This is a genomic window from Methylobacterium haplocladii (genome assembly GCF_007992175.1).
Classification (GTDB): domain Bacteria; phylum Pseudomonadota; class Alphaproteobacteria; order Rhizobiales; family Beijerinckiaceae; genus Methylobacterium; species Methylobacterium haplocladii.
In genome coordinates this window covers 1-20980 of record NZ_BJZT01000022.1, presented here as the reverse complement: position 1 = coordinate 20980, position 20980 = coordinate 1, and the positions used below count along the sequence as shown (strand labels likewise).

24 protein-coding genes are annotated in these 20980 nt (G+C 69.1%); 10 read left to right on the top strand and 14 right to left on the bottom strand.

Features of this window, described 5'->3' with window-relative positions; genetic code table 11:
* Window positions 1-123: 123 nt before the first annotated feature.
* The gene (locus MHA02_RS10725) at window positions 124-429 is read right to left on the bottom strand and encodes a hypothetical protein (RefSeq protein ID WP_147078635.1); all 306 of its coding nucleotides are present in this window, start codon (window positions 427-429) and stop codon (window positions 124-126) included.
* A 201-nt stretch (window positions 430-630) separates the two neighbouring features.
* On the opposite strand from MHA02_RS10725, the gene MHA02_RS10720 reads away from it, so the two are divergent.
* Both MHA02_RS10720 and MHA02_RS10715 read left to right on the top strand, forming a co-directional pair.
* Window positions 631-1263, top strand: coding sequence for a 2OG-Fe(II) oxygenase (locus MHA02_RS10720; RefSeq protein ID WP_147078634.1), 633 nt, complete (start codon window positions 631-633; stop codon window positions 1261-1263).
* 37 nt (window positions 1264-1300) lie between these two features.
* On the top strand, window positions 1301-2026 hold the full coding sequence (locus tag MHA02_RS10715; RefSeq protein WP_147078633.1) for a hypothetical protein: 726 nt from the start codon (window positions 1301-1303) through the stop codon (window positions 2024-2026).
* Window positions 2027-2032: 6 nt separating this feature from the next.
* Here the strand turns inward: MHA02_RS10715 and flgH are convergent, their stop codons facing one another.
* Genes flgH through flgF form a run of 4 tightly spaced genes read right to left on the bottom strand, consistent with a single transcriptional unit; the run spans window position 2033 to window position 5440 of the window.
* A complete protein-coding gene (gene flgH, locus MHA02_RS10710) occupies window positions 2033-2779 on the bottom strand; it encodes a flagellar basal body L-ring protein FlgH (protein WP_147078632.1) in 747 nt (248 codons plus the stop codon).
* A 35-nt stretch (window positions 2780-2814) separates the two neighbouring features.
* Complete coding sequence (gene flgA, locus MHA02_RS10705) at window positions 2815-3867, bottom strand: flagellar basal body P-ring formation chaperone FlgA (protein WP_147078631.1); 1053 nt, start codon at window positions 3865-3867, stop codon at window positions 2815-2817.
* A 14-nt stretch (window positions 3868-3881) separates the two neighbouring features.
* The gene (gene flgG / locus MHA02_RS10700; RefSeq protein ID WP_147078630.1) at window positions 3882-4673 is read right to left on the bottom strand and encodes a flagellar basal-body rod protein FlgG; all 792 of its coding nucleotides are present in this window, start codon (window positions 4671-4673) and stop codon (window positions 3882-3884) included.
* A gap of 26 nt (window positions 4674-4699) precedes the next feature.
* Window positions 4700-5440, bottom strand: a complete 741-nt coding sequence (gene flgF / locus MHA02_RS10695) for a flagellar basal-body rod protein FlgF (RefSeq protein ID WP_147078629.1) — start codon at window positions 5438-5440, stop codon at window positions 4700-4702.
* Window positions 5441-5712: 272 nt separating this feature from the next.
* Between flgF and fliL the strand changes: the two genes are divergently transcribed.
* Genes fliL through MHA02_RS10675 form a run of 4 tightly spaced genes read left to right on the top strand, consistent with a single transcriptional unit; the run spans window position 5713 to window position 8885 of the window.
* A complete protein-coding gene (fliL, locus tag MHA02_RS10690) occupies window positions 5713-6267 on the top strand; it encodes a flagellar basal body-associated protein FliL (protein ID WP_147078628.1) in 555 nt (184 codons plus the stop codon).
* A gap of 39 nt (window positions 6268-6306) precedes the next feature.
* Window positions 6307-7530: a flagellar motor switch protein FliM gene (fliM, locus tag MHA02_RS10685; RefSeq protein WP_147078627.1), complete on the top strand. Its 1224-nt coding sequence runs from the start codon at window positions 6307-6309 to the stop codon at window positions 7528-7530.
* Window positions 7531-7536: 6 nt separating this feature from the next.
* Window positions 7537-8025, top strand: coding sequence for a DUF6468 domain-containing protein (locus tag MHA02_RS10680; RefSeq protein ID WP_147078626.1), 489 nt, complete (start codon window positions 7537-7539; stop codon window positions 8023-8025).
* Window positions 8022-8885, top strand: coding sequence for a MotE family protein (locus MHA02_RS10675; RefSeq protein WP_147078625.1), 864 nt, complete (start codon window positions 8022-8024; stop codon window positions 8883-8885). Before MHA02_RS10680 ends, MHA02_RS10675 begins: the two co-directional genes overlap by 4 nt.
* Here MHA02_RS10675 and MHA02_RS10670 read toward each other — a convergent pair.
* The 3 genes from MHA02_RS10670 to MHA02_RS10660 form a co-directional block, all read right to left on the bottom strand.
* Window positions 8882-9124, bottom strand: a complete 243-nt coding sequence (locus MHA02_RS10670) for a hypothetical protein (RefSeq protein WP_147078624.1) — start codon at window positions 9122-9124, stop codon at window positions 8882-8884. The two genes, MHA02_RS10675 and MHA02_RS10670, sit on opposite strands and share 4 nt — an antisense overlap.
* Before the next feature lie 97 nt (window positions 9125-9221).
* Window positions 9222-9419, bottom strand: a complete 198-nt coding sequence (locus MHA02_RS10665) for a hypothetical protein (protein ID WP_147078623.1) — start codon at window positions 9417-9419, stop codon at window positions 9222-9224.
* A gap of 303 nt (window positions 9420-9722) precedes the next feature.
* Window positions 9723-10220: a glutathione peroxidase gene (locus MHA02_RS10660; RefSeq protein ID WP_147078622.1), complete on the bottom strand. Its 498-nt coding sequence runs from the start codon at window positions 10218-10220 to the stop codon at window positions 9723-9725.
* A gap of 258 nt (window positions 10221-10478) precedes the next feature.
* On the opposite strand from MHA02_RS10660, the gene MHA02_RS10655 reads away from it, so the two are divergent.
* The 3 genes from MHA02_RS10655 (at window position 10479) to MHA02_RS10645 (ending at window position 15256) form a co-directional block, all read left to right on the top strand.
* A complete protein-coding gene (locus tag MHA02_RS10655) occupies window positions 10479-11207 on the top strand; it encodes an invasion associated locus B family protein (RefSeq protein WP_147078621.1) in 729 nt (242 codons plus the stop codon).
* A gap of 125 nt (window positions 11208-11332) precedes the next feature.
* Window positions 11333-11758, top strand: a complete 426-nt coding sequence (locus MHA02_RS10650) for a hypothetical protein (protein ID WP_147078620.1) — start codon at window positions 11333-11335, stop codon at window positions 11756-11758.
* A gap of 120 nt (window positions 11759-11878) precedes the next feature.
* Window positions 11879-15256 (top strand): hypothetical protein, encoded by a 3378-nt coding sequence (locus MHA02_RS10645; protein WP_147078619.1) that lies wholly within the window; start codon window positions 11879-11881, stop codon window positions 15254-15256.
* A gap of 3 nt (window positions 15257-15259) precedes the next feature.
* Here MHA02_RS10645 and MHA02_RS10640 read toward each other — a convergent pair whose 3' ends face one another.
* The 4 genes from MHA02_RS10640 to MHA02_RS10625 form a co-directional block, all read right to left on the bottom strand.
* Window positions 15260-15700 (bottom strand): DUF779 domain-containing protein, encoded by a 441-nt coding sequence (locus tag MHA02_RS10640; protein WP_147078618.1) that lies wholly within the window; start codon window positions 15698-15700, stop codon window positions 15260-15262.
* 268 nt (window positions 15701-15968) lie between these two features.
* Window positions 15969-17492 carry an aldehyde dehydrogenase gene (gene adh, locus MHA02_RS10635; RefSeq protein WP_147078617.1) on the bottom strand — a complete coding sequence of 508 codons (1524 nt, stop codon included), beginning with the start codon at window positions 17490-17492 and terminating at the stop codon, window positions 15969-15971.
* Window positions 17493-17715: 223 nt separating this feature from the next.
* Window positions 17716-19458, bottom strand: a complete 1743-nt coding sequence (locus MHA02_RS10630; RefSeq protein ID WP_147078616.1) for a serine hydrolase — start codon at window positions 19456-19458, stop codon at window positions 17716-17718.
* Entirely contained in the window at window positions 19448-19822 is a 375-nt protein-coding gene (locus MHA02_RS10625; protein ID WP_280177980.1) for a FecR domain-containing protein, read from the bottom strand. The genes MHA02_RS10630 and MHA02_RS10625 overlap by 11 nt, the downstream gene beginning before the upstream one ends.
* 202 nt (window positions 19823-20024) lie before the next feature.
* Between MHA02_RS10625 and MHA02_RS10620 the strand changes: the two genes are divergently transcribed.
* On the top strand, window positions 20025-20405 hold the full coding sequence (locus tag MHA02_RS10620; RefSeq protein ID WP_238180361.1) for a PilZ domain-containing protein: 381 nt from the start codon (window positions 20025-20027) through the stop codon (window positions 20403-20405).
* A gap of 95 nt (window positions 20406-20500) precedes the next feature.
* Here the strand turns inward: MHA02_RS10620 and MHA02_RS10615 are convergent, their stop codons facing one another.
* A complete protein-coding gene (locus MHA02_RS10615; protein ID WP_147078653.1) occupies window positions 20501-20806 on the bottom strand; it encodes a DUF1330 domain-containing protein in 306 nt (101 codons plus the stop codon).
* 17 nt (window positions 20807-20823) lie between these two features.
* Window positions 20824-20980 (bottom strand): orotidine 5'-phosphate decarboxylase / HUMPS family protein (locus MHA02_RS10610; protein ID WP_174804664.1); only part of this gene is annotated, 157 nt, incomplete at its 5' end.

Below are 20980 nucleotides of genomic sequence, written 5' to 3'. Positions count from 1 at the left end.
GCGCTGTCTCGTGAAATTTTGGTCAGGTTCGGGGCCGCGGCTCCTGCGAGGCCATGTTTCGCTCGGCCCGGCGCTCCGATGAAGCCATCGGGGTGCGACGCCGTGGCTTGCCCGACAGAGCCCCTACTTCCAGTTCCAGTCCTCGAAATCGGGCGACTTGCAGCGGTAGCCGACGGGACATTGCGGGTTGTCGCGGGTCGGCACGAAGCGCAGCTCGGCGATCTCGGTCATCTCGCAATAGCTGCGGTCGGCCACGATCCGCTCGGACATGCCGGGCCCGGTAGCGAGCATGACGTCGCCGTCCTGCTTCACCAACGCCTTCGCATCGGTACAGGACATGCGATTCGCCGCCAGCCGTTGCTGGGCGCCGGCCGGAGCCGCCTGGGCCATCGCCAAGGCGCTCGTCAGTAGGACGAGAGCGAGTTTCATGATCCCGACGGGCGGCCGGTGACGATTCCGGCCTAAGCTTGACCATGGCAGGTTCGATCGGCCGGGAAAAGAGGCCCATGCCGTGCAGAAGCCGCAATCGCGCCGTTTACGAATCGGTGTGGCCGGAAAGGCCTTTAACAAACGATGAAGCGGCCGTAGAAATTACGAATCGCGCCGCCTCCGAACGGGCGAGACCTCACCATGTCGGGCTTATCGATCCTCAACCTGGACGCCGTGCGCGCAGCCCCCGTGGCGCGCGCGCCCTACACCTATTTCCTCGGCAACGACGTGCTGAACCAGGGCGCAATCGACGAGATCCGCGAGGATTTCCCGGCCATCGCGAAGCCCGGCTACCTCACCGTCGACGAGGTCGCGCTGAAAGGCCGCTTCAAGGCGCTGATCGACGAACTCGAAAGCGACGAATTCTCGCGGATCCTCGGCGAGAAGTTCGGCATCGATCTCGTCTCGTGCCCGCGCCTCACCACGATCATGAAAAAGAGCCAGCCGAAATACGGCTCGATCCACACGGATGGCCCGTCCAAGGTGATGACGCTGCTCGTCTACATGAACGATGCCTGGGACGCGCCCGCCGCCGGGCGTCTGCGGGTGCTGTACGACGGCAAGAACTACGAGCCCTTCGCCGTCGAGGTGCCGCCGACCATGGGCACGATGTTCGCTTTCCTGCGGTCGGACAATTCCTGGCACGGCCACGAGCCGTTCGAGGGAGAGCGCCGCGTCGTGCAGGTGGCCTGGGTCAAGGATGCGGCCGAGCTGGAGCGCAAGAAGAAGCGCAACCGCACGGCGCAGTTCCTGAAGGGCATCTTCGGACGCTGATTATGGCCAGGGATCGAGCGGGGGATCGGACATGATCGTGGCGCGCGAGATCGGGGACGACGAGCCCGTGCCCCGTCTCGACGCGCCGATGTCGCCCGTCGCCGATGTCGACGGGCACAGGCCCGTTCGGCTGACGATCCCGCTCCTGCTCGCCGCCGGCTGGGGCGCGCTGCTGACCTTCAGCGTCATGTTCCTGCTGGAGGACGGTCGGGGCCAGATGGCGGGCCACCTCGCAGCGGCCGAGCGCACTGCCGTCGCCGATCAGTCCGACGCCGAGCGCATCGCGATGGTGCGGGCGCGCCGACAGGCAACGGCTGAGGTCGTCACCACCGGGGACACTGGCGTCATCGCCGAGGAGGCCGCCGTCGGGCCGGCAGGCGTCATCCGCGTCGCCAGCGTCGCTCCCGAACCGCTGACGCCCGTTGCACCGGTCGCACCCGTGCGTCCGCCGAGCCCGGCGATCGAGCGGGTAAACTATGTCGGGACCTGGGGGCCGACCGCGCAGGCCTGCGGCGCCACCTCCCGCCGGCGCGGCTACCTGCCGGCCCTGATCACGGAGGACGGGGCGAAGGCCGGCCGCACGCTCTGCCGTTTCCGCAACGGGCGGCGCGACGGCATCGCCTGGACGGTGGCCGCCGATTGCAGCGAGCGCGGCCGCCGCTGGACCTCGCAGGTTCGCCTGCTGGTCGACGGCGACCACCTGACCTGGACCAGCGCGAAGGGCGCCTCGACCTACGTGCGCTGCGGCCGCCGGGACGGGTGAGCCGTCTCAGAACGGCAGCAGCACGTCGACGAGTTGCTGGCCGTAGCGGGGCTGCTGGACGTCGGTGATCTGGCCCCGGCCACCATAGGCGATGCGGGCCTGCGCGATCTTCGAGGAATCGATGGTGTTGTCGGACTCGATGTCCTCCGGCCGCACCACGCCGGCGACCACGAGTTCGCGCACCTCGTAGTTGATGCGGATCTCCTGCTTGCCCTCGACCACGAGGTTGCCGTTCGGCAGCACCTGCGTGACGATGCCGGCGATGTTGGTGGTCACGGTCTCGGCCCGCTGGACCGAGCCGGCGCCGTCGCTCGACGAGGTCGAGGTGGCGTTCAGCAGCTTGTCGGCGCTGATGCCCGCCGCGGCGACGCCCGCCGCCTTCTCCAGGCCGAAGGCGTTGGGCAGACCGAACCCCTCGGCGTTCGAGCGCGAGCGCTTGGTCTCGTTGTTGAGGTTGGCCTTGTCGGTAAAGTTCACCTTCACGGTGAGCAGGTCGCCGATGCGGGCGGCGCGCTGGTCCTTGAAGAAGGCCCTCGAGCCGGTCCGCCACAGCGAGTTCGGCGCGTAGGAGACCGGCTGCACGTCCGGCATCGGCAGCCGCACCGGCTTGTAGCCGGCCTGCGAGGTCGGATCCTCGATTGCCGAGAGGTTCGGCTGCGCGCCGATCTGCGACAGCCGGTCGGCCGTGTTGCAGGCGCCGAGACCCGCGCAGGTCAGCGCGACGGCGAGGAGGTGGGGAACGCGGACGGTCATGGGAAGGGGGCCGCTCTGTGTGACCAGGGACGGGATCAATTGATGCGGCCGACCGGTGCGGCGCTGGCCTGCACCATCGGCTGCGGCCGGGCGGGGCCGACCGAGACGCGGCCGGGCCCGATCACGGTGGCCTGGAGCATCTTCTTCGAGGCCGGGTTGGTCACCGAGACGCTGGCGCCGAGGCGACCGTTCTCGTTGGCGACTCCCGTCATGGAGAGCGAGACGCCGGACGTCTCGAAGACGATGGCGACGGCATCGCCGCGCGCGACCAGATCCGGCGGTGCGACGTCGCCGGTCCGCAGCACGGAGCCGGCGCTGAGGCTGCGCTGCGCGACCTGCCCGGCGACGCTGCCGCCGTTGCCCAGCGCGTCGGCGCCGAGGGTCTCGCGCGGACGGCGCTCCAGGGTGAGGTCGGCGGCGGCGATCGCGTCGCCGCGGTTGAGCGCGCGGGTCAGCACGGCGACTTCGCGGATCTCGACGACCTGTCCGGTGACGCGCAGGGACGCTTGGCGCTCGCCGAGCACGATCAGCCCGGCGATCCGGTGCGAGCGGGCATCGTAGGTGACGTCCAGCGCGTTGGCCGGGCCGTCGAGTTCGACCGGGGCGAGCAGCATGGCCTCGCCTTCGAGGCGGACGCTGAGGTTGGCGGCGTCGACGCCCTGGCTCGTGGCGAGGGCGCGCTTGAGGGCGGCCTCGATCTCCGGCGGCCCGACACGGCGTGCGGCGCGCTGCACCTGGATCTGGCTGCGGCCGCCGGTCTCGATGGTGCCGAGGTCGAGCTTGTCGATCGCCTCGGCGATGCGCCGGGCCTGGATCGTGCCGGCGGCGCCCAATGCCGGCGCGCGGAACAACGGGCGGTTGCGGAGGGCGGCCGGCGCGTTCTCGACGAGATCGCCCAGCGTCAGCACGTCGCCCCTGGCGGTGATGTCGCCGCGCAGCCGCAGCGTATCGGCGCGTGCCAGCGACGGGAGGGTGAGGGACACGGCGACGAGGCCCGCGACGGCCAGAGCGGCGCGGCCGATCATGCCGAGGGTCGGCACGACGACGCGGCGGTTGGGGGCGGGGCGGCGCTGCTTGAGAGTCTGCATCGGATCTACGAGCCTCAGCCGCGGAACATCTGGGAGGTGGTCGAGAGCATCTGGTCGGCCGCCGTAACGACCTTCGAGTTCATCTCGTAGGCGCGCTGGGCGGCGATCAGCGAGGAGATCTCGGTGACGGCGTTGACGTTCGCCTCTTCGAGGTAGCTCTGCTGCAGGTTGCCGAAGCCCTCTGCGCCCGGCAGGCCGGTGATGGCCGGGCCCGAGGCCGCGGTCTCCAGAAACAGGTTGTCGCCGATCGATTCGAGGCCGACCTTGTTGATGAACCGCGCGAGCTGGAACTGCCCGAGCTGCTGCGGCGCGGTCTGGCCGGGGATCGTCGCCTGGACGGCGCCTGTGGCCGAGATCGTCACCGAGGTCGCGGTGCTCGGCACCGTGATCGAGGGGTCGAGCAGGTAGCCGTCGCGGCTGACGAGGTTGCCCTGGGCGTCGAGATCGAACGAGCCGTCGCGTGTATAGGCATATCCGCCATCCGGCTTGCGGATGCGGAACAGGCCCTCGCCGCGGATGGCGACGTCGTAGTCCTTCTCCGTCGAGGTCAGGGTGCCCTGCCCCATCGCCCGCGCGGTCGAAGTGGTCTTCACGCCCGAGCCGAGGGCGAGGCCGGCCGGCAGGATGGTGCCCTGGTCCGAGGTCGAGGAGCCGGAGCGGCGCAGGTTCTGGTAGAGCAGATCCTGGAAATGCACCTGCTGGCGTTTGTAGCCGGTGGTGCGCAAGTTCGCGATGTTGTTCGAGATGACCTGGACGTTGAGTTCCTGGGCCGCCATGCCGGTGGCGGCAGCGTAGAGGGCGCGCATCGCGGATGCTCCTTAGACGCTACGGATCAGGCGACGTCGGCGAGACGGCGGATCGCCGTGCCGCGCAGATCGTCGAGGCGCGAGATCACGCTCGAAATCATGGAATAGGTGCGGTTGACGTCCATCAGCCGGGTCATCTCGACGACCGGCTTGACGTTGGAGCGCTCCAGCGTGCCGGGCTCCAGGCGTCCGTCGATCCCGGCGGCCTGCGGGGCCTGTGTCGACGAGAACAGGTTGGCGCCCTCGCTCTTGAGGACCTGCGCATTCTTGAAGGTGACGAGGCGGATTTTCCCGCGGACGCCGAGATTGGTCGAGACGGTGCCGTCCGGGGCGATGCTCAGGCCGGTCTCCTGCTGGCTGACCGTGATCGGGCCGTTATCGCCCTGCACCGCGTAGCCGTCCGAGGTGACGAGGGTGCCGCGGGCGTCGAGCTCGAAGGCGCCGTTGCGGGTGAAGCGGTCGCCGGACGGCGTCTTCACGCTCAGGAAGGCATCACCCTTCACGGCCACATGCATCGGGTTGCCGTCGGGCTCGACCGGTCCCTGCGAGAGATCGAGGGGCGTCCCCGAGTCGATGACGTAGGAGACGCGCCGGTCGGCGCCCATGAAACTGTCGGCCGAGGCCGTCGGCATCAAGTACTCCTCGAAGCGGGCGTTGCGGGCCTTGAAGCCGGTGGTGGAGACGTTCGCCATGTTGTTGGCGATGACGTCGAGCTCACGGGCGAGCGCCACCTGGGAGGAAACCCCGACGAAGAGCGCGTTCTGCATGGTCTCAGGCCCCAACCGAGGAACGGTATCGCGACCATCTCCGCAGGGCTCGTGCCAAACGCGAATTTTTGGTTTTTCCGTTCAGGATGAGATGGTTAACCAAAATCCGGAGGCAGTCGGCCCCAGCGCAGGCCGTGCCGTCGGCAAGTCCGACTCGGCAGATTTTGCCGTACTTAAGCGTGTGTTAACCACGATCGGGAAAGCTTAACGCCAGGGGTCGCGTTTCGCGCGATCCGTGTCTCGTCGCGTGGTGCGGGTCAGGAGCGTTCGGCATGGCCAAGAAGCCCAAGAAGCTGCCCGAAGGTGAGGACGGCGCTGCGGCCGCGGCTCCCAAGTCGAAGAAGAAGCTCGTGATCATCGCCGCTGCCGCCGTCCTGCTGCTCGGCGGCGGCGGGGGCGGCTACATGATGATGAAGAAGCCCGCCGCGGCCGGCGAAGGGCATGGCGACGCGCACGGCGCGCCGGCGGCCGACGCCCATGGCGGCGGCGGTCACGGCGAGGCCGGCCCGAAAATGGGCGTGGCCTTTCTCGAAGTCCGCGACCTCATCGTGAATCTCACCCCCGAGCCCGGCCAGCAGAAAGGCGGCTTCCTCAAGCTGAAGGTCGCGCTCGAACTGAAGGACGGCCGCGTCGAGGCGGAGGTGAAGCCGCTGCTGCCGCGGGTGGAGGACACCTTCCAGACCTACATGCGCGAGCTGCGCGCCAGCGACGTCGCCGGCTCGGCCGGCCTCTACCGCCTGCGGGAAGAGCTGTTGCGGCGGGTCAACGTCGCGATCCACCCGGCCAAGGCCGAGGCGGTGCTCTTCAAGGACATCGTCGTCCAGTAATTCCGGCCTGAGACGCGCGAGAAGGCGATCGAGACCACCATGGCCGGACCCGACGAGCCCGAAGACGACTGGGCAGCCGCCCTCATCGAGCAGAACGAGGGCTTCGGCACCGGCGGTGGCGACGCCTCGCTCGCCGAGGAATGGGGCGCCGCGCTCGCCGAGCAGGGCACGACCAACAATGCCGGGGACGTCGCCGCCGAATGGGCGACGATGATCGAGGACGGGGAGACCGAGAACCTCCCCGAGCTCGCCGGCAACGACCGCATCCTCGTCCAGGACGAGATCGACGCGGTCCTCGGCTTCTCCCTGCGCGAGCTCTCGGCCTCGGGTGCGGGCGGTGTCCGCGCCATCGTCGATTCGGGCGTCGTCCAGTACGAACGCCTGCCGATGCTGGAGATCGTCTTCGACCGGATGATCCGGTTGCTGTCGACGAGCCTGCGCAACTTCTTCCAGGACAACGTCGAGGTCTCGCTCGACGGGATCACCTCGGTCCGGTTCGGCGACTATCTCAACGCGATCCCGCTGCCCACGCTGCTCGGCGTGTTCCGGGCGGATGCCTGGGAGAATTCGGGCCTCGTCACCGTCGAGCAGACCCTCGCCTACTCGACCCTCGACCTGCTGCTCGGCGGCAAGCGCGGCGGCACCTCGACCCGTCTCGACGGGCGGCCGTTCACGACGATCGAGATGAACCTCGTGCGCCGTCTCGTCGAGATCATCCTGACGGACCTGGAGCAGTCGTTCCAGCCGCTCTCCCCGGTGCGCTTCGCCATCGACCGGATCGAGACCAACCCGCGCTTCGCCACGATCACGCGGCCGGCCAACGCCGCGATCCTGATCAACCTGAAGCTCGACATGGACGGCCGCGGCGGCGGACTGCAGATCCTGTTCCCCTACGCGACCATCGAGCCGATCCGTGAACTGCTCATGCAGAGCTTCATGGGCGAGAAGCTCGGCCGCGACCATGTCTGGGAAAGCCACCTCGCCACCGAGATCTGGCAGGCCGACGTCGCCATGGACGCCGTGCTCCACGAGATGACCCTGCCCCTGCGCCGCGTGATGGGCCTCAAGGTCGGCGACACCCTGATGTTCGAGCAGAAGGCGTCCGACCTGATCACGGTCCGCTGCGGCGACTGGCACCTGACCCAGGGGCGGATCGGGCGAATCGACGACAACATCGCCGTGCAGATCGCCCGGCCCCTGCGCCGCTCTCGCACGACCCTGCAGGCCTTCGAGGCCGCGACCTCCAACCGTTCCGACGGGTGATCCGGCATGTCCCTCTTCATCACCCTCGCCGCCGACGTCCTCGTCGCCGTCCTGCTCGTGGCGACCATCCTCACCTCGGTGAAGCTGTCGCGCCGGATCACGGGGATGAAGGCCGACGAGTCCGCCATGCGCCGGACCATCGGCGATCTCGTCACGGCCAGCGCCGCGGCCGAGCGCGCCATCGCCGGACTGCGCGCGGCCCTCGACGAATGCGACCGCGGCCTGACAGAGCGGCTCGAATCGGCCGAGCGCTCGGCATCCCAGCTCGACGCCCATGTCGCGGCGGGCGAAGGCGTGATCGCGCGGATCGGCGCCATCGTCGCCCAGGCCGGAAAGCCGGCACCCCGCCGTGAGGCGGAGCCCGTGTTGGTCGCCGTGCCGAAGCCCGCAGCGGTGCGGACCGTCTCCACCAGCGAACGGCTCGACGTGGCGCTCGCCGCCGCGCAGGCCATGTCCGAGCGCGCCCTCGATCGGCTGCGGGCCAGGGCCGCATGAGTGCAGCGAAGCCGCCGGCGAATGCTCCGCCCCGACAGCCCAAGCCCGTCCGCCGCCTCAAGCATTACGCAGGGCTGCCGATTCGCCCGATCAAGCTGCGCCTGGTCGACGCCGTCACCCTGGCGGCGATAGGACTGCTCGTCCTGAAGCTGACGGCCCTGCTCGCCGACGGCATGCCCTCCGGGCCGCCGCCGCCCGGTACGCCGCTGCCGGACTTCGCGCGTGTGCTCTCCAGCGCCCGCACCGGCTACGAGCCGCAGGACCCGACGACGACGGGCTCGGTGACGCCGAAGGAGAATGCCGCAGAGCCGCCAAAACCCGCCGAGGCGCCGGTCTACCAGCCGGTGATGAAGGAGCCGGCCTCGCCGACGGAGCGCGTCATCCTGGAAAAACTCGCCACCCGCCGTGACGCCCTCAAGCAGCGCTCCGACGAACTGGACCTCCGTGAAAAGATGCTCGGCGAGGTCGAGCGGAAGCTGGAGACCGGCGTCGGCGACCTGCGCCAAGCCGAGGACAAGGCTGACCTCAACGGGTCGAAGAAGGCCGAGGCCGAGCGCGCCGGCCTCAAGAGCATCGTCACGATGTACGAAACGATGAAACCGAAGGATGCCGGCCGCGTCTTCGACCGGCTCAACCTCGACGTCCTGGTGCCGCTGGTCCTGGCCATGAACCCGCGCAAGATGGCGGAGATCCTGGCCGTCATGGGCTCGGAACCGGCCGAAAAGCTCACCATCGCTCTCGCCAACCGCGCCCGCGGCGTCGATGCCGGAGCGGTCCAGCAGGCCAGCGCCGGCGGCCTGCCGGCGAACGAGCTGCCGGCGCTCGATCCCGGGCCGCCGACGCGTCCGAGCGTTCCTTAATCGCAACGCTCCTTCCGGACCGTCGTGGTCTCGCCGTCGGCGTCGGTGCGGGTGACGGTCTTCGATTCGCAACCACCGATCGGCGGCCGATCCCGCTCGATCTCCCGGCGCTCGATCACCGCCGCCGGTCGATCGCGCACGATCACGGCTGGCTCGTCGCGCTCGATGATGGTGGTCTGGGCCGAAGCCGCGCCGCTCAGGGCGGCCAGCGTCGCGGCCGCGAGGATGATGGCTCGCATGGATGCTCTCCGAACTGTGGAACAGGCCCGACAAACGGCCCCGACAGCTGGACAGTTCCGAAATGTCCGGCTGTCGCCACGCGCGGAGAGGCTGTGGCTACAGGCGTTCGTCCAGATAGAGGACCAGCGTCGCGAACCCGAGACCGATGCACCAGCCGAGGAAGGCGCCGACCGTCGTCAGCAGGACGGATCCCGACTCGAGTGTTCGGCCGAGCCACCAGCCGCCGAGCCACACCAGGAGCCAGAGCACGATCGCGAGGGCGACGGCGGCGCGGTGCCGCCACTCGCTCGGCATGTCGGCATCCGACTCCGCAGCCGCGTTGCGAACAAAGTCTCCGTGCCGGTGCAATGCCAGGGTGACTCCCGCAATGAGGACGCTGTACGCCGTCACATTCCGTGTCCTGTCCGCAGGCCGTATGAAACGGGCGCTGTTCCGAGATGCGTGCCGGAGGGCTGGGGTGCCACCCGGCGCCGATACCGTTTCACAGAAAGAATACCGGCCATAACAGGGATCGGGAGCCGTTCGCCCGATGCGATCGGATCGGATACTGCTCTAGCAGCCGGCGTCAGTGGCCGCCACTCGTCGGAGTCGCGAAATTCACGCCGGCACCGGCTCGGCCAGCGCCTCGGTCACAGCCTTTTCCAGATCGGCCGGCTTCGTCTTCGGCGCGAACCGGGCGATCGCGCGGCCGTCGCGGCCGACCAGGAACTTCGTGAAATTCCACTTGATCGCCTCCGACCCGAGAAGGCCCGGACGCTCGCGCTTGAGCTGAACGAAGAGCGGATCGGCCCCCGCCCCGTTGACCTCCACCTTGGCAAGCACGGGAAACGTCACATCGTAGCTCAGGGCACAGAAACGGGCGATCTCCGCCGCATCGCCCGGCTCCTGGCCGCCGAACTGGTTGCAGGGCAATCCGAGGACGACGAGCCCGGCCTCGCGATGACGCCGCCAGAGCGCTTCCAGCCCCGCGTATTGCGGCGTGAACCCGCATTTCGAGGCCGTGTTCACGACGAGCAGCACGCGCCCGCGGTACTGCGCCAGCGGGTGGGGTGCACCCGACGCGTCCTTGGGTGACAATGCGTGGATACCGCCCATGCCGTTGGTCCTCCGGTTCTGCGACGCTCTCGATACATGGAGATCGCGCCAAATGCTCGCTCGGTGACACACACCAACATCAGTCACGTTTTGAACGGCCGATCGGCGAAGTCGGGAGAGTTGCGCAAGCTCAGTCTTGAATAACTCCAAGGTCAGCGCGGCATTCCTGCATCGTCACCAGACTTTCGGCCCGGCTGCGATTGCGCGCGGCACGCGGCAACGCTAGGCGGCGCCCACGCTGTCGTTGAAGGTCGTTCCATGACTCCGATCCGCTCCCACCTGTTCCAGGCGATCCTACTGACCGCAGCCGCGACGCTAGCGCCGGCCGCCTGGGCGCAGGAGCCCGAAGCCCCCGCGACGGAAGCACCGGCTGCAACCGAGGACGCCGCCAAGCCGAAGCCCCGCCCGAAGAAGCCGACGCCGCCCAAGCCCAAGACAGTCGAGACGAAGCCGGTCGAGCCGGAGAAACCGCCGGCCGCCAAGCCGGCCGGCGACGGCACGCTCCTGGAACCCGCCGCCTCCGACGCCAAGGTCCAATGGCCGAACGCCGCACGCTCGGTCAGCGAGGCCTATGGCGACTGGACCATGAACTGCAATCGCGAAGGCGCGCAGACCGATTGCGTCGTGATCCAGTCCCAGGGCGACCGCCGCACCGGCAAGCGCCAGTTCAGCGTCGAGCTGCGCGCGCCGAAGGACGGCCGTGCCGAGGGACTGATCCTGATGCCGTTCGGCCTCCAGATCGAGTCGGGCGTCACCTTCAAGCTTGACGACCGGACACTCGGCAAGGGCGCGCCCTACTCGTTCTGCGTCGCCGACGGCTGCCTCGTGCCGATCAGCCTGCCGACCCTCGCCACCGACACCATGAAGACCGCGCAGGCCCTGACCGTCTCGGCGATGAAGCCGGACGCGAAGGAGCCGACGGTGATCAGCATTCCGCTCGCAGGCTTTGCCGCCGCCTTCGCGCGCGCAACGGCCTTCGGCGGCTGACGGCGGCAGCGATTCCCGGGCTGAACAGGCAACCCCATTTGGGTTGACCACGGCAGCGTCCTCCCGCAACGGATTGGCAACGCGAGGCCATGCCCGCGCGAAGAAATCCCTTCGGGAGGAACACGATGAAGCATGCCCTGACCGCCGCATGCCTCGCGGCGGCACTCGCCGTCGCGCAGGCCGGACCGGTAGCCGCCGAAACGCCGAGCACGCCGGAGGCGGCTCCGGCCCCCGAGGCCAAGGGCGATCCGCGCGTCGAGCGCCAGCGCAACGGCGCCGCCAAGGTCGCCGGCATGATCCGCTTCGTCGCCGTCGAGTGCCCGGACGCGCAGCCGGACTACGACCGCTTCAGGAAGGTCATCGCCGCCATGGGCGTCGACATCAAGGATCTGGAGCAGGGTCCGCTGATGGTCGAGTCGCTGGGCTACAGCGAGGCCTACAAGAAGGACACGGCCGGGAGCTGCAAGCGCGCCTTCGAGCATTTCGGGGAGAGCGGCACGACCATCCCCGGCCTCGTCGCCCGCAAGGCGCCCGATGCCAAGACTCCCTGAGTGAAGACGTCCTGAGCGCGGGGGTTTAAGCGCGCGTTCACCCCGATCGGTGACACTCATGAGCGAGTGTGGCGTATGGCGGTCCCCGTTGCGGGACGGTCGGGAATTCGGACGGACGCGATGGGGTGGCGAGCCGATGGCGAGAGGCGGCTCGGCAGGACGCGCCCTGCCCGGCGGCTCGTCGCGCTGACGGCCCTGCTCGCTGCCTGTCTCCCCACCGCCCCGGCCGAAGCCGCCCGCCTCGTCTCGGCCAAGGGCAGCCAGCCCGGCGGCTACGGCCGCATCGTTCTGACCTTCGATACGCCGGTCGCCGTCAAGGCGCGCCTGTCCGGCACCGTGCTGGCGCTCGGCTTCGGCGAGGCGGTCGCCGGGGGGGCGGAGCGGATCGCGGCGGGGATGCCGGATTTCGTCAGCATCGTGCGGCGCGACCCCGACGGCACCGCCCTGCGCCTCGCCCTCCAACGGGGTTTTCGCGTCAACCTGCAGGAGGCGGGCGAGCAGGTCTTCGTCGACCTCCTGCCAGAGACTTGGGCCGGCCTGCCGCCGTCCCTGCCGCCCGAGGTCGTCGCCGAACTCGGCCGCCGAGCCCGTGAAGCCGAGGCCGCTCTCCGGGCCAGCAAGCCGGCTCCCCAGCCGAAATCCGCCGAAGTCGACGTGTCCCATGCGCCCGGACGCACCCGCGTGAGCCTGAAACTGCCCAGCGACGCGAAAGCAACCTTCGACGAAGCCGACGAGGGGCCGCGCCTGACCTTGGCAGGCGCGTGGCGGATCGAGGATCGGGCCGCGCGCGGTCGCCTCAAGCCGGAGATCGGCACCATCCGCATCGAGAACGATGGTGCCGGCGCACGCCTGATCGCCGTCCCGGCCGATGGCGTCACCGTCGAGACCGGCCGAGACGCCGAGGAAGCCGTCATCGACTTCCTCTCTAAGCCGGCCGCCGTGGCGAAGGACGCCCCCTCTGGCGACACGGTCGCAAAAGACGTTGCTTCTGATGCGATGAAAAATGCCGAGGCTGCCGTACCTGCCAAGGCTCCGGCCGCCGTACCTGCAAAGACTCCGGCCGCCGAGCCGAGCAGGACCGAGCCGGCGAAGGCGGACATCCGCGCCGCCGAAGTGCCGCCGCGGCGTGCCGGGTCCGGCCTGGTCTTCCCATTCACGAAGACGGTACCGGCCGCCTTGTTCGAACGGGCCGGCATCGCGACGCTCGTCTTCGAGACCGCTGACGCCGTGACCGTGCCACCTCCCGGCAGCAGCGGCCTCGTTCCGCTGGGACCGCCGCAGCGGGTCGGCCCCGTCACGGTGCTGCGCTTCGCCGTTCCGTCGGGCAGCCTGGTCGACCTGCTGCCGATCACCGAACCCCGCGGCTGGGAACTCGCTGCCGGCGACGGCGCCGCGCCAAGCGACAGCCTGCTGGCGAAGCGCAGTCCCGGCGGCCGGGGCCGCATCGGAATCGGAGTCGGCCTGCCGGATCCGGGCTCCGCCACCTGGCTCGACCTCGACGGGGAACGCATCGCCGTCGTGACGGCGGGCGGTGCACGGCGGGCCGGCGTGTCGAAGCCCCAGCGCTTCGTCGACTTCGAGCTGCTGCCGAGCCGGGTCGGCCTCGCGGTGCTGGCGCTCGCCGACGACCTCACGGTGCGGCCCGACATCGATGGCGTCGCGATCGAGCGCGAGGGCGGCGTCGCCGTATCCGGCGTCACGCGTGCAGCCGAGCCGCCGGTGGCCGAGGCCGGTGACCTCGCCGTCGACCGCGAGGTCTGGGCGGTGGCACGGCGCGGCGACGTCGGCAGCATGCTGCGCGAACGGTACGCCGCCGCCGCAGCCGCGTCCCATTCGGGGCGCGGCGCCGCTCGCCTTGCCCTCGCCAAGGCCCTCATGGCCAATAGCCTCGACATCGAAGCGCTGGGCGTGCTCGCCATCGCCTCGGCAGAGGATCCGGTGCTCGACGGCGAGCCGCTGACGGGGCTGATGCGCGGCATCATGACGGCCCGGATCGGCCGCTACGACGAGGCCGAGAAGATTCTCGCCACCGAGCGCTTCGCCCGCAATCCCGAGGCGCGGCTCTGGCGCGGCTACATCGCCGCCAGACAGGGTCGCTGGGGCGCGGCGGATTCGAACCTGAACGCGAGCCAGTCCGTGCTGGATCGCTATCCCGACGATGTCGCAGCCGTCCTCTACGCCGCCGCGTCGGAGGCCGCGGTCGAGCTTGGCGACTGGGATGGTGCGCTGCGCGTCAGCCGCGCCGCCGGCCAGGGTGCCGACGCCCTCACCCGGGACCGGGTCGCCCTGATCCGCGCCCGCATCGACGAGGCCAAGGGCGGCGTCGCGGCCGCCCTCGACGCCTATGACACGCTTTCCGCCAAGGCGGAGCGTCCCGTCGCCGCCGCCGCAACCCTGCGCGCGGTGACGCTGGCGCAGACACAGCGCAAGCTCCCTCTCAAGAACGCGATAGACCGGCTGGAGACGCTGGTGCTGACCTGGCACGGCGGCGCCACCGAGAACGAAGCGCTCGGCGCCCTCGGCCGGCTCTATGCCGAGGCCGGGCGCTGGCGGCAGGTCTTCGTGACGGCGCGGCGCGCCAATCTCCTCGCGCCGGACGCCCCCGCATCGCGCACCATGCACGAGGCTGCCCAGGCCCTGTTCGAGGACCTGTATCTCGGCGAGCGCGCCTCCACCATCGGCGGCGTGGAAGCGCTGGCGCTCTACTTCGACTTCAAGGATTTCGCACCCATCGGGCGGCGCGCCGACGAGATCGTGCGGCGGCTGGCCGACCGGCTCGTGGCCCTCGACCTGCTCGAATCCGCCGACGAGTTGCTGGAGCATCAGGTCGCGCACCGCCTGACGGGGCCGGCCCGCGCCAGCGTCGCCGCGCGGCTCGCGACGATCCGGCTGATGGAGGGCAAGCCGCTCGAAGCGCTCAAGGTTCTGGAAGAAACCCACCAGCCGGCACTCGGGGACGACCTGCGCCGCGCGCGAGCGCTCCTGCGCGCCCGTGCGCTCTCCGATCTCACCCGCACCGACCTCGCCCTGGAGACGATCGAGGGCGAGAGCGGTGCCGACGTCGAACGCCTGCGCGCCGACATCTTCTGGGGCGCACGGCGCTGGCGTGAGGCCGGCGAGGCGCACGAGGCCATGCTCGGCGAGGTCTGGCGCGGTCGCAAACCTTTGGACGACGCGGCGCGCGCCGACGTGATCCGAGCCGGTATCGCCTATGGGCTCGCCGGCGAAGGCCTCGGGCTGGAACGGTTGAAGGCGAAGTTCGCCGCCCCGATGGCGGAAAGCCCGGACGCGCGCACCTTTGCGCTGCTGACCCGAAGCGACGCGCCGCGCACGCCCGCCTTCCGCGACGCCGCCCGCCGCGCCACCTCGGCGGAAACGCTCGGCGCGTTCCTCACCGAGTACCGCAAGCGCTATCCCGAGGCCTCGGTGCCGGAGCGGGGTACGGACGGCGCCGCGCCGCGGGCCGACGCGGAAACGGCGACGACGCCCCCGGGCTGAGCCTCAGATCCGGCAGGTTCCGGCGAGCGCGTCGTTCTCGGCCTGGCTGAAGAGGCGCGAGCGGATGTGGAAGCGCTTTTCGCGGCCGTTCTCGAGCGAGAACATGCCGCCGCGGCCGGGCACCACGTCGAGTATGATGTGCGTGTGCTGCCAGACCCCGAACTGCGAGCGCGAGATGAAGAAATCCGCGCCGCCGACCTGGCCGAGATGCACGTCTCCGTCGCTCGTGATGAAGTCGCCGACGGGATAGCACATCGGCGACGAGCCATCGCAGCAGCCGCCGGACTGGTGGAACATCACCGGCCCGTAATCGGCCTTGAGCTCCTCGATGAGATCGAGCGCGGCCGGCGTCGCGGTGACCCGCAACGGCGTGCCGGCATTGTCGGCCTGCTCGGCGGTGACGGGGTCGATGGTCTCGGCGTGCGTCGCGACCGTCTCGGTCATGGCGTGATCTCCCGTAGCTGTTCCGACGTTATGTGAGGTTCTTGACGCGAAATTCCATGACGATGCTGCCCCCCTCCCCCGGTTCGGCGGAGGGCGGCCCGCGAAGCGGGTCGGGAGAGGGAAGCGCGCTATCCAGGTACGCCGCTCCCTCTCCCGACCCTCGCTGACGCGAGGGCCACCCTCTCCCGCAGAGGGGAGAGGGAGTAAGGTGCTCAAACAAAAAACCCGGCCTTTCGGCCGGGTTCGGAAGTTTGGGAGGACACACCTCCTAGAAGAAGCCGAGCTTCTTCGCGGAGTAGGAGACCAGCATGTTCTTCGTCTGCTGGTAATGGTCGAGCATCATCTTGTGGGTCTCGCGGCCGATGCCGGACTGCTTGTAGCCGCCGAAGGCCGCGTGGGCCGGGTAGGCGTGGTAGCAGTTGGTCCAGACGCGGCCGGCCTGGATCTCGCGGCCGAAGCGGTAGGCGCGGGTCCCGTCGCGGGTCCAGACGCCGGCGCCGAGGCCGTAGAGGGTGTCGTTGGCGATCGCGAGGGCGTCGGCATCGTCCTTGAAGGTCGCCACCGAGAGCACGGGCCCGAAGATCTCCTCCTGGAAGATCCGCATCTTGTTGTGACCCTTGAACACCGTCGGCTGCATGTAGAAGCCGTCGGCCAGTTCGCCGTCGCGGTTGCCGCGGCCGCCGCCGGTGAGGCACTCGGCCCCTTCCTGCTTGCCGATGTCGACGTAGCTGAGGATCTTCTCGAGCTGCTCCGAAGAAGCCTGCGCGCCGATCATGGTCGCCGGATCGAGGGGCGAGCCCTGGGTGATCGCCTCGACGCGCTTGATCGCGCGCTCGATGAAGCGGTCGTAGATCGACTCGTGCACGAGCGCGCGGCTCGGGCAGGTGCAGACTTCGCCCTGGTTGAGGGCGAACATCGTGAAGCCTTCGAGGGCCTTGTCGAAGAAGTCGTCGTCCTCGTTCGCGACGTCCGCGAAGAAGATGTTCGGCGACTTGCCGCCGAGCTCGAGCGTCACCGGAATCAGGTTCTGCGAGGCGTACTGCATGATGAGGCGACCCGTGGTCGTCTCACCGGTGAAGGCGATCTTGGCGATGCGCGGCGAAGAGGCCAGCGGCTTGCCGCATTCCAGACCGAAGCCGTTGACGACGTTGATGACGCCCGGCGGCAAGATGTCGGCGATCAGCTCCATCACGACGAGGAGCGAGGCCGGGGTCTGCTCGGCGGGCTTGATCACGACGCAGTTGCCGGCGGCGATCGCCGGGGCGAGCTTCCACACCGCCATCAGGATCGGGAAGTTCCACGGGATGATCTGGCCGACGACGCCGAGCGGCTCGTGGAAGTGGTAGGCGACCGTGTCGTGATCGATCTCGGAGATCGAGCCTTCCTGGGCGCGCAGACAGCCGGCGAAGTAGCGCCAATGGTCGATGGCGAGCGGGATGTCGGCGTTGACGGTCTCGCGGATCGGCTTGCCGTTGTCCCAGGTCTCGGCGAGCGCGATCAGATCGAGGTTCTCCTCCATCCGGTCGGCGATCAGGTTGAGGATGCGGGCGCGCTGGGCCGGGGCGGTGCGGCCCCAGGAATCCTTGGCGGCATGCGCGGCGTCGAGCGCCTTGTCGACGTCCTGCGCGTCGGAGCGGGCGATCTCGCAGATGACCTTGCCGGTGATCGGCGAGGTGTTCTCGAAGTAGCGTCCGGCGACGGGGGCGACCCACTGGCCGCCGATGAAGTTCTCGTAGCGCGCCGAGAAGGGCGACTTGGTCTTGGCGTCGGCCAAAAATTCCGGCTTGTTCATCGGTGTTCCTCCATGGTGCTCTTCGGCAGCATTCGGCGGCAGACAAGGCCAGCCGGTGCGTCAAATCAAGGTGGACTTTAGGCCAACCTGTCGCAGCCTACGGCAAGCCGTTGTGCGATAAGACGTTTTTCTCGAGGCCTCGGTTCGCCCGGGTGCTGCTCGCGGCGCACTGTTGTAGCCGCGTTCGTGCACGATGGCGACACCCGACGACACGGTCCACCCTTCAGCGAGTCTGCGATCGACCCGGCTTTCGCGTCGAGGCCTGATCGCCCTCGATGCGGGGGGCGGGGGTGTCGAGCCCGTTCTGGTGCAGGACGAGACCCGTGGCGCGCCCGTTGCCGTCGAGATCGAAGCTGAGCTGTGCGTCGACGGTCCTGAGGAAGAATTCCCGTTCGCTTTCCGGAAACAGCTCGTTGCGCGGCTGGCCGGTCGCCTGGGCATAGAGGCGTCCGTTCTCCAGGGTCACGCTCATCACGACGGTCGGGCCGATCTCGTAGCGACCGGTCAGCCGGCGCAGGCGGGAGCGGTCGATGGAGATCTCGCGGTGGAGCGGACGCGGCTCGGCCAGGATCCGGGCAGCCTCCTCCGGGCTGGTCCGCGGCGCGATGCGGTCACGGGCGCCTTGATGGTAGACGAGCCCGTTGGGGCGCCCGTCCGGCTCGGTGTCGATGGTGATGCGCGCATCGATCGCCGGCGCGACGAAGGTCCGGTCGCTCTCGGGCAGGAACAGGACCGGCGGCCCTGACGTCCCCTTCGAGAGGAGCCGGCCGTGCTCGCGGGTGAGCGTCAGGAAGAACCGGGGCCCGAGCCGGTAGGTGCCGGCGTAGCGGTCGAGGATGAGGTCCTCCAGCACGATCGAATCGGGCGGATCGAGTACGCCGAACCAGAGTGCCGAGAGTTCGCGCGAAATCTTCTGGACCGGGGCGTTCTCGTTGTTGGCGAGTACGATCACGTCGAGCGCGTCATCGGGATAGTGGTCGATCATCGACAGGAAGCCGGAGACGGCGCCGCCATGCGACCACACCCGCCGCTCGTGCGCCCGGCCGACATACCAGCCGAACCCGTAACCGCGGCCGCCATCGTCCACCGTCGCGGCAAGCGAGGCAGCCGAGATGAGCTTCCCGCCAAGCAGGGCTCGGCTCCAAGCGAGCAGGTCGTCGACGGTCGAGTACAGCCCACCGGCAGCATAGGCGACGCTGGAGGCCATCGGCGGTGCGTTGCGCCACTGCGCCTGACCGAAGCGGTACCCGGCGGCGCGCCGCGGCAGCACCGTGCTGGCATCGTCGTAGCCGGTCTCCTTGAGCCCCAGCGGCGTCAGGATCGCCTCGCGCAGGTAGCGGGCATAGGGCTCGCCCGATGCCGCCTCGATCGCCATACCGAGCAACACGTAGCCGGTGTTGCTGTATTCCATCCGCGTGCCCGGCTCGAACAACAGCGGCTCGGCCTCGACGAGGGCCACGATCTCTTGCGGCGGGCGCTCCAATCGTGAGATTTTCGCATAGTAGTCGGGTAGCGCCGTGTAGTTGATGATACCCGAGGTGTGGCCGAGGAGATGCCGCAGGGTCACACGGTCCCAGGAGGCCGGAGCGCCTGGCACGCACTGGCGGATGCGGTCGTCCAGGCCGAGCCTGCCGGCCTCGGCGAGCTTCAGGACCGCCGCCGCGGTGAAGGACTTGGTGAGCGAGCCGATGCGGAAATGCGTGTCGAGGGTGTTCGCCGCGTTCCATTCGCGGCTGGCCAGACCGTAGGCCCGGCGAAACACCGGCTTGCCGTCCTTCGCCACCAGGATCGTGCCCGAGAACAGGCCCGACTGGAGATACGGCTCGATCAGCGCTTCGGCCGCCGCCGCGTAGGTCGCCTCGGTCACGCGGGCACGCGCCAAAACGGTCGTGGCGGCCCCGAGCCACGCGAGCAGCCCGGCCGTGACGAACGCGACGAGACGCGATGCGAGCCTGTCACCGATCACGTCGCCCCCTGCCCGACTGCAGTCTCCATGCCGACATGGCGGCGAACGTAGCGCTTCGATTGCGGCCACGCGATAGCATCCTGCAACGAAGCGGCGCCGGACGCCGGTTGTCAGGCAGCAGCCTTGCCGGGGACACGGCGGAGCAATGCCCAGGCTCACCGTCGCCGACGGCCTCCCCCGGGATGCGCGTTCCGACAGTGCGTGCGCTCACGCTGCCGCACCTGACGACGGAGGGGCGTTCCGGATCCGCACCGACATCGAAGACGGCCTCGCCGCGCAGAAGCTCGATTCCGCGTGCCGTCTCCAAAAAGCGCATCACGATCGCCGTATCGGTGTCGAGATCGACATCCGGGTCGCACTTCACCGGCTCTCGGCATACGCAAGTGCATCGGTACGCGCGACATCCGCCCGCCGAGGACGGGACGTAGAGAACCGCTGACCAGAATCAGACCCTCGCACCACCAGCGCCGAATGGGCCATGCACCCCGAAGTGCCAGCCCCACGGGTGCCGAACGGGGCGTACAATCTTACGTTTACGTATTCCTAGGATTGAATTGGCAAAATCAGTGGATCGCAACCTGGGCGTCCCGATTGCCATGATTCCGCGCGCCGAAGAACGTCGGGACACCAATTGGATCGCAATGATCCATCTTGCCGACGGCACCGAGATTCCCTGCACGGTCAAGGACATCTCGAAATCCGGCGCGCGGCTCGGCGTGCCGAGCCATTGCGCCCTCCCCGAAAGCTTTCGCTTCAGGGTGCTCGGCCGCGACTTCCTCTGTTCGGTCAAGCTGGCCTGGCGCCGCGGCGAGTATGTCGGTGTCGCGATCGAGCAGGTTGGCAAGCTCAAGCCGACGGCACCGAAACCAGAGCCGGTGGCTCCTGAGCCACCGCCGGAGGCGACTCAGCCGATTCAAGCTCGCCGCAGCCGCTACTCGGGACTTTGACGCGTCCTGCAGGCAGGCGGATTCCGGTTATCCGAGAACATCATACGAAAACAGGAACCGCGCAGATTTCCGTCGGCCTGCTCGCACGAGCCTTCTCACGCCGTCGGCTGCGGACCGTCATAGCCCTCGATGATGACAATGTCGGATTCAGCGCCGCGCTGCTTGGCGCGGGCGTCCTGGTAGGTTCTGGAGTTCCAGCAGGCGAGCGCCTGGGCGTAGCTCGCGAACTCGATCACCACGTTGCGGGCACGCGACGTGCCGGAGACCGCCTCGAAAGGGCCGCCGCGCACCAGGAAGCGACCGCCGAACTCCTCGAAGGCCGCGCCGTTCGCCGCCGCGTACTCCTTGTAGGCCTCGGGGTCGTGCACATCGACCCGAACGATCCAGTAGCCGCGCGCCATTCCCGAAACTCCCTCTGTCACGCCATCTCGGCGACGATCGCCTGCGCCACGGCGCGGGGGTCGGCAGCCCCCGTGATCGGCCGGCCGACCACGACGTGGTCGATACCCGCCGCGCGCGCCTGCCCCGGCGTCATCACCCGCTTCTGGTCGCCGAGATCGGCTCCCGCCGGTCGG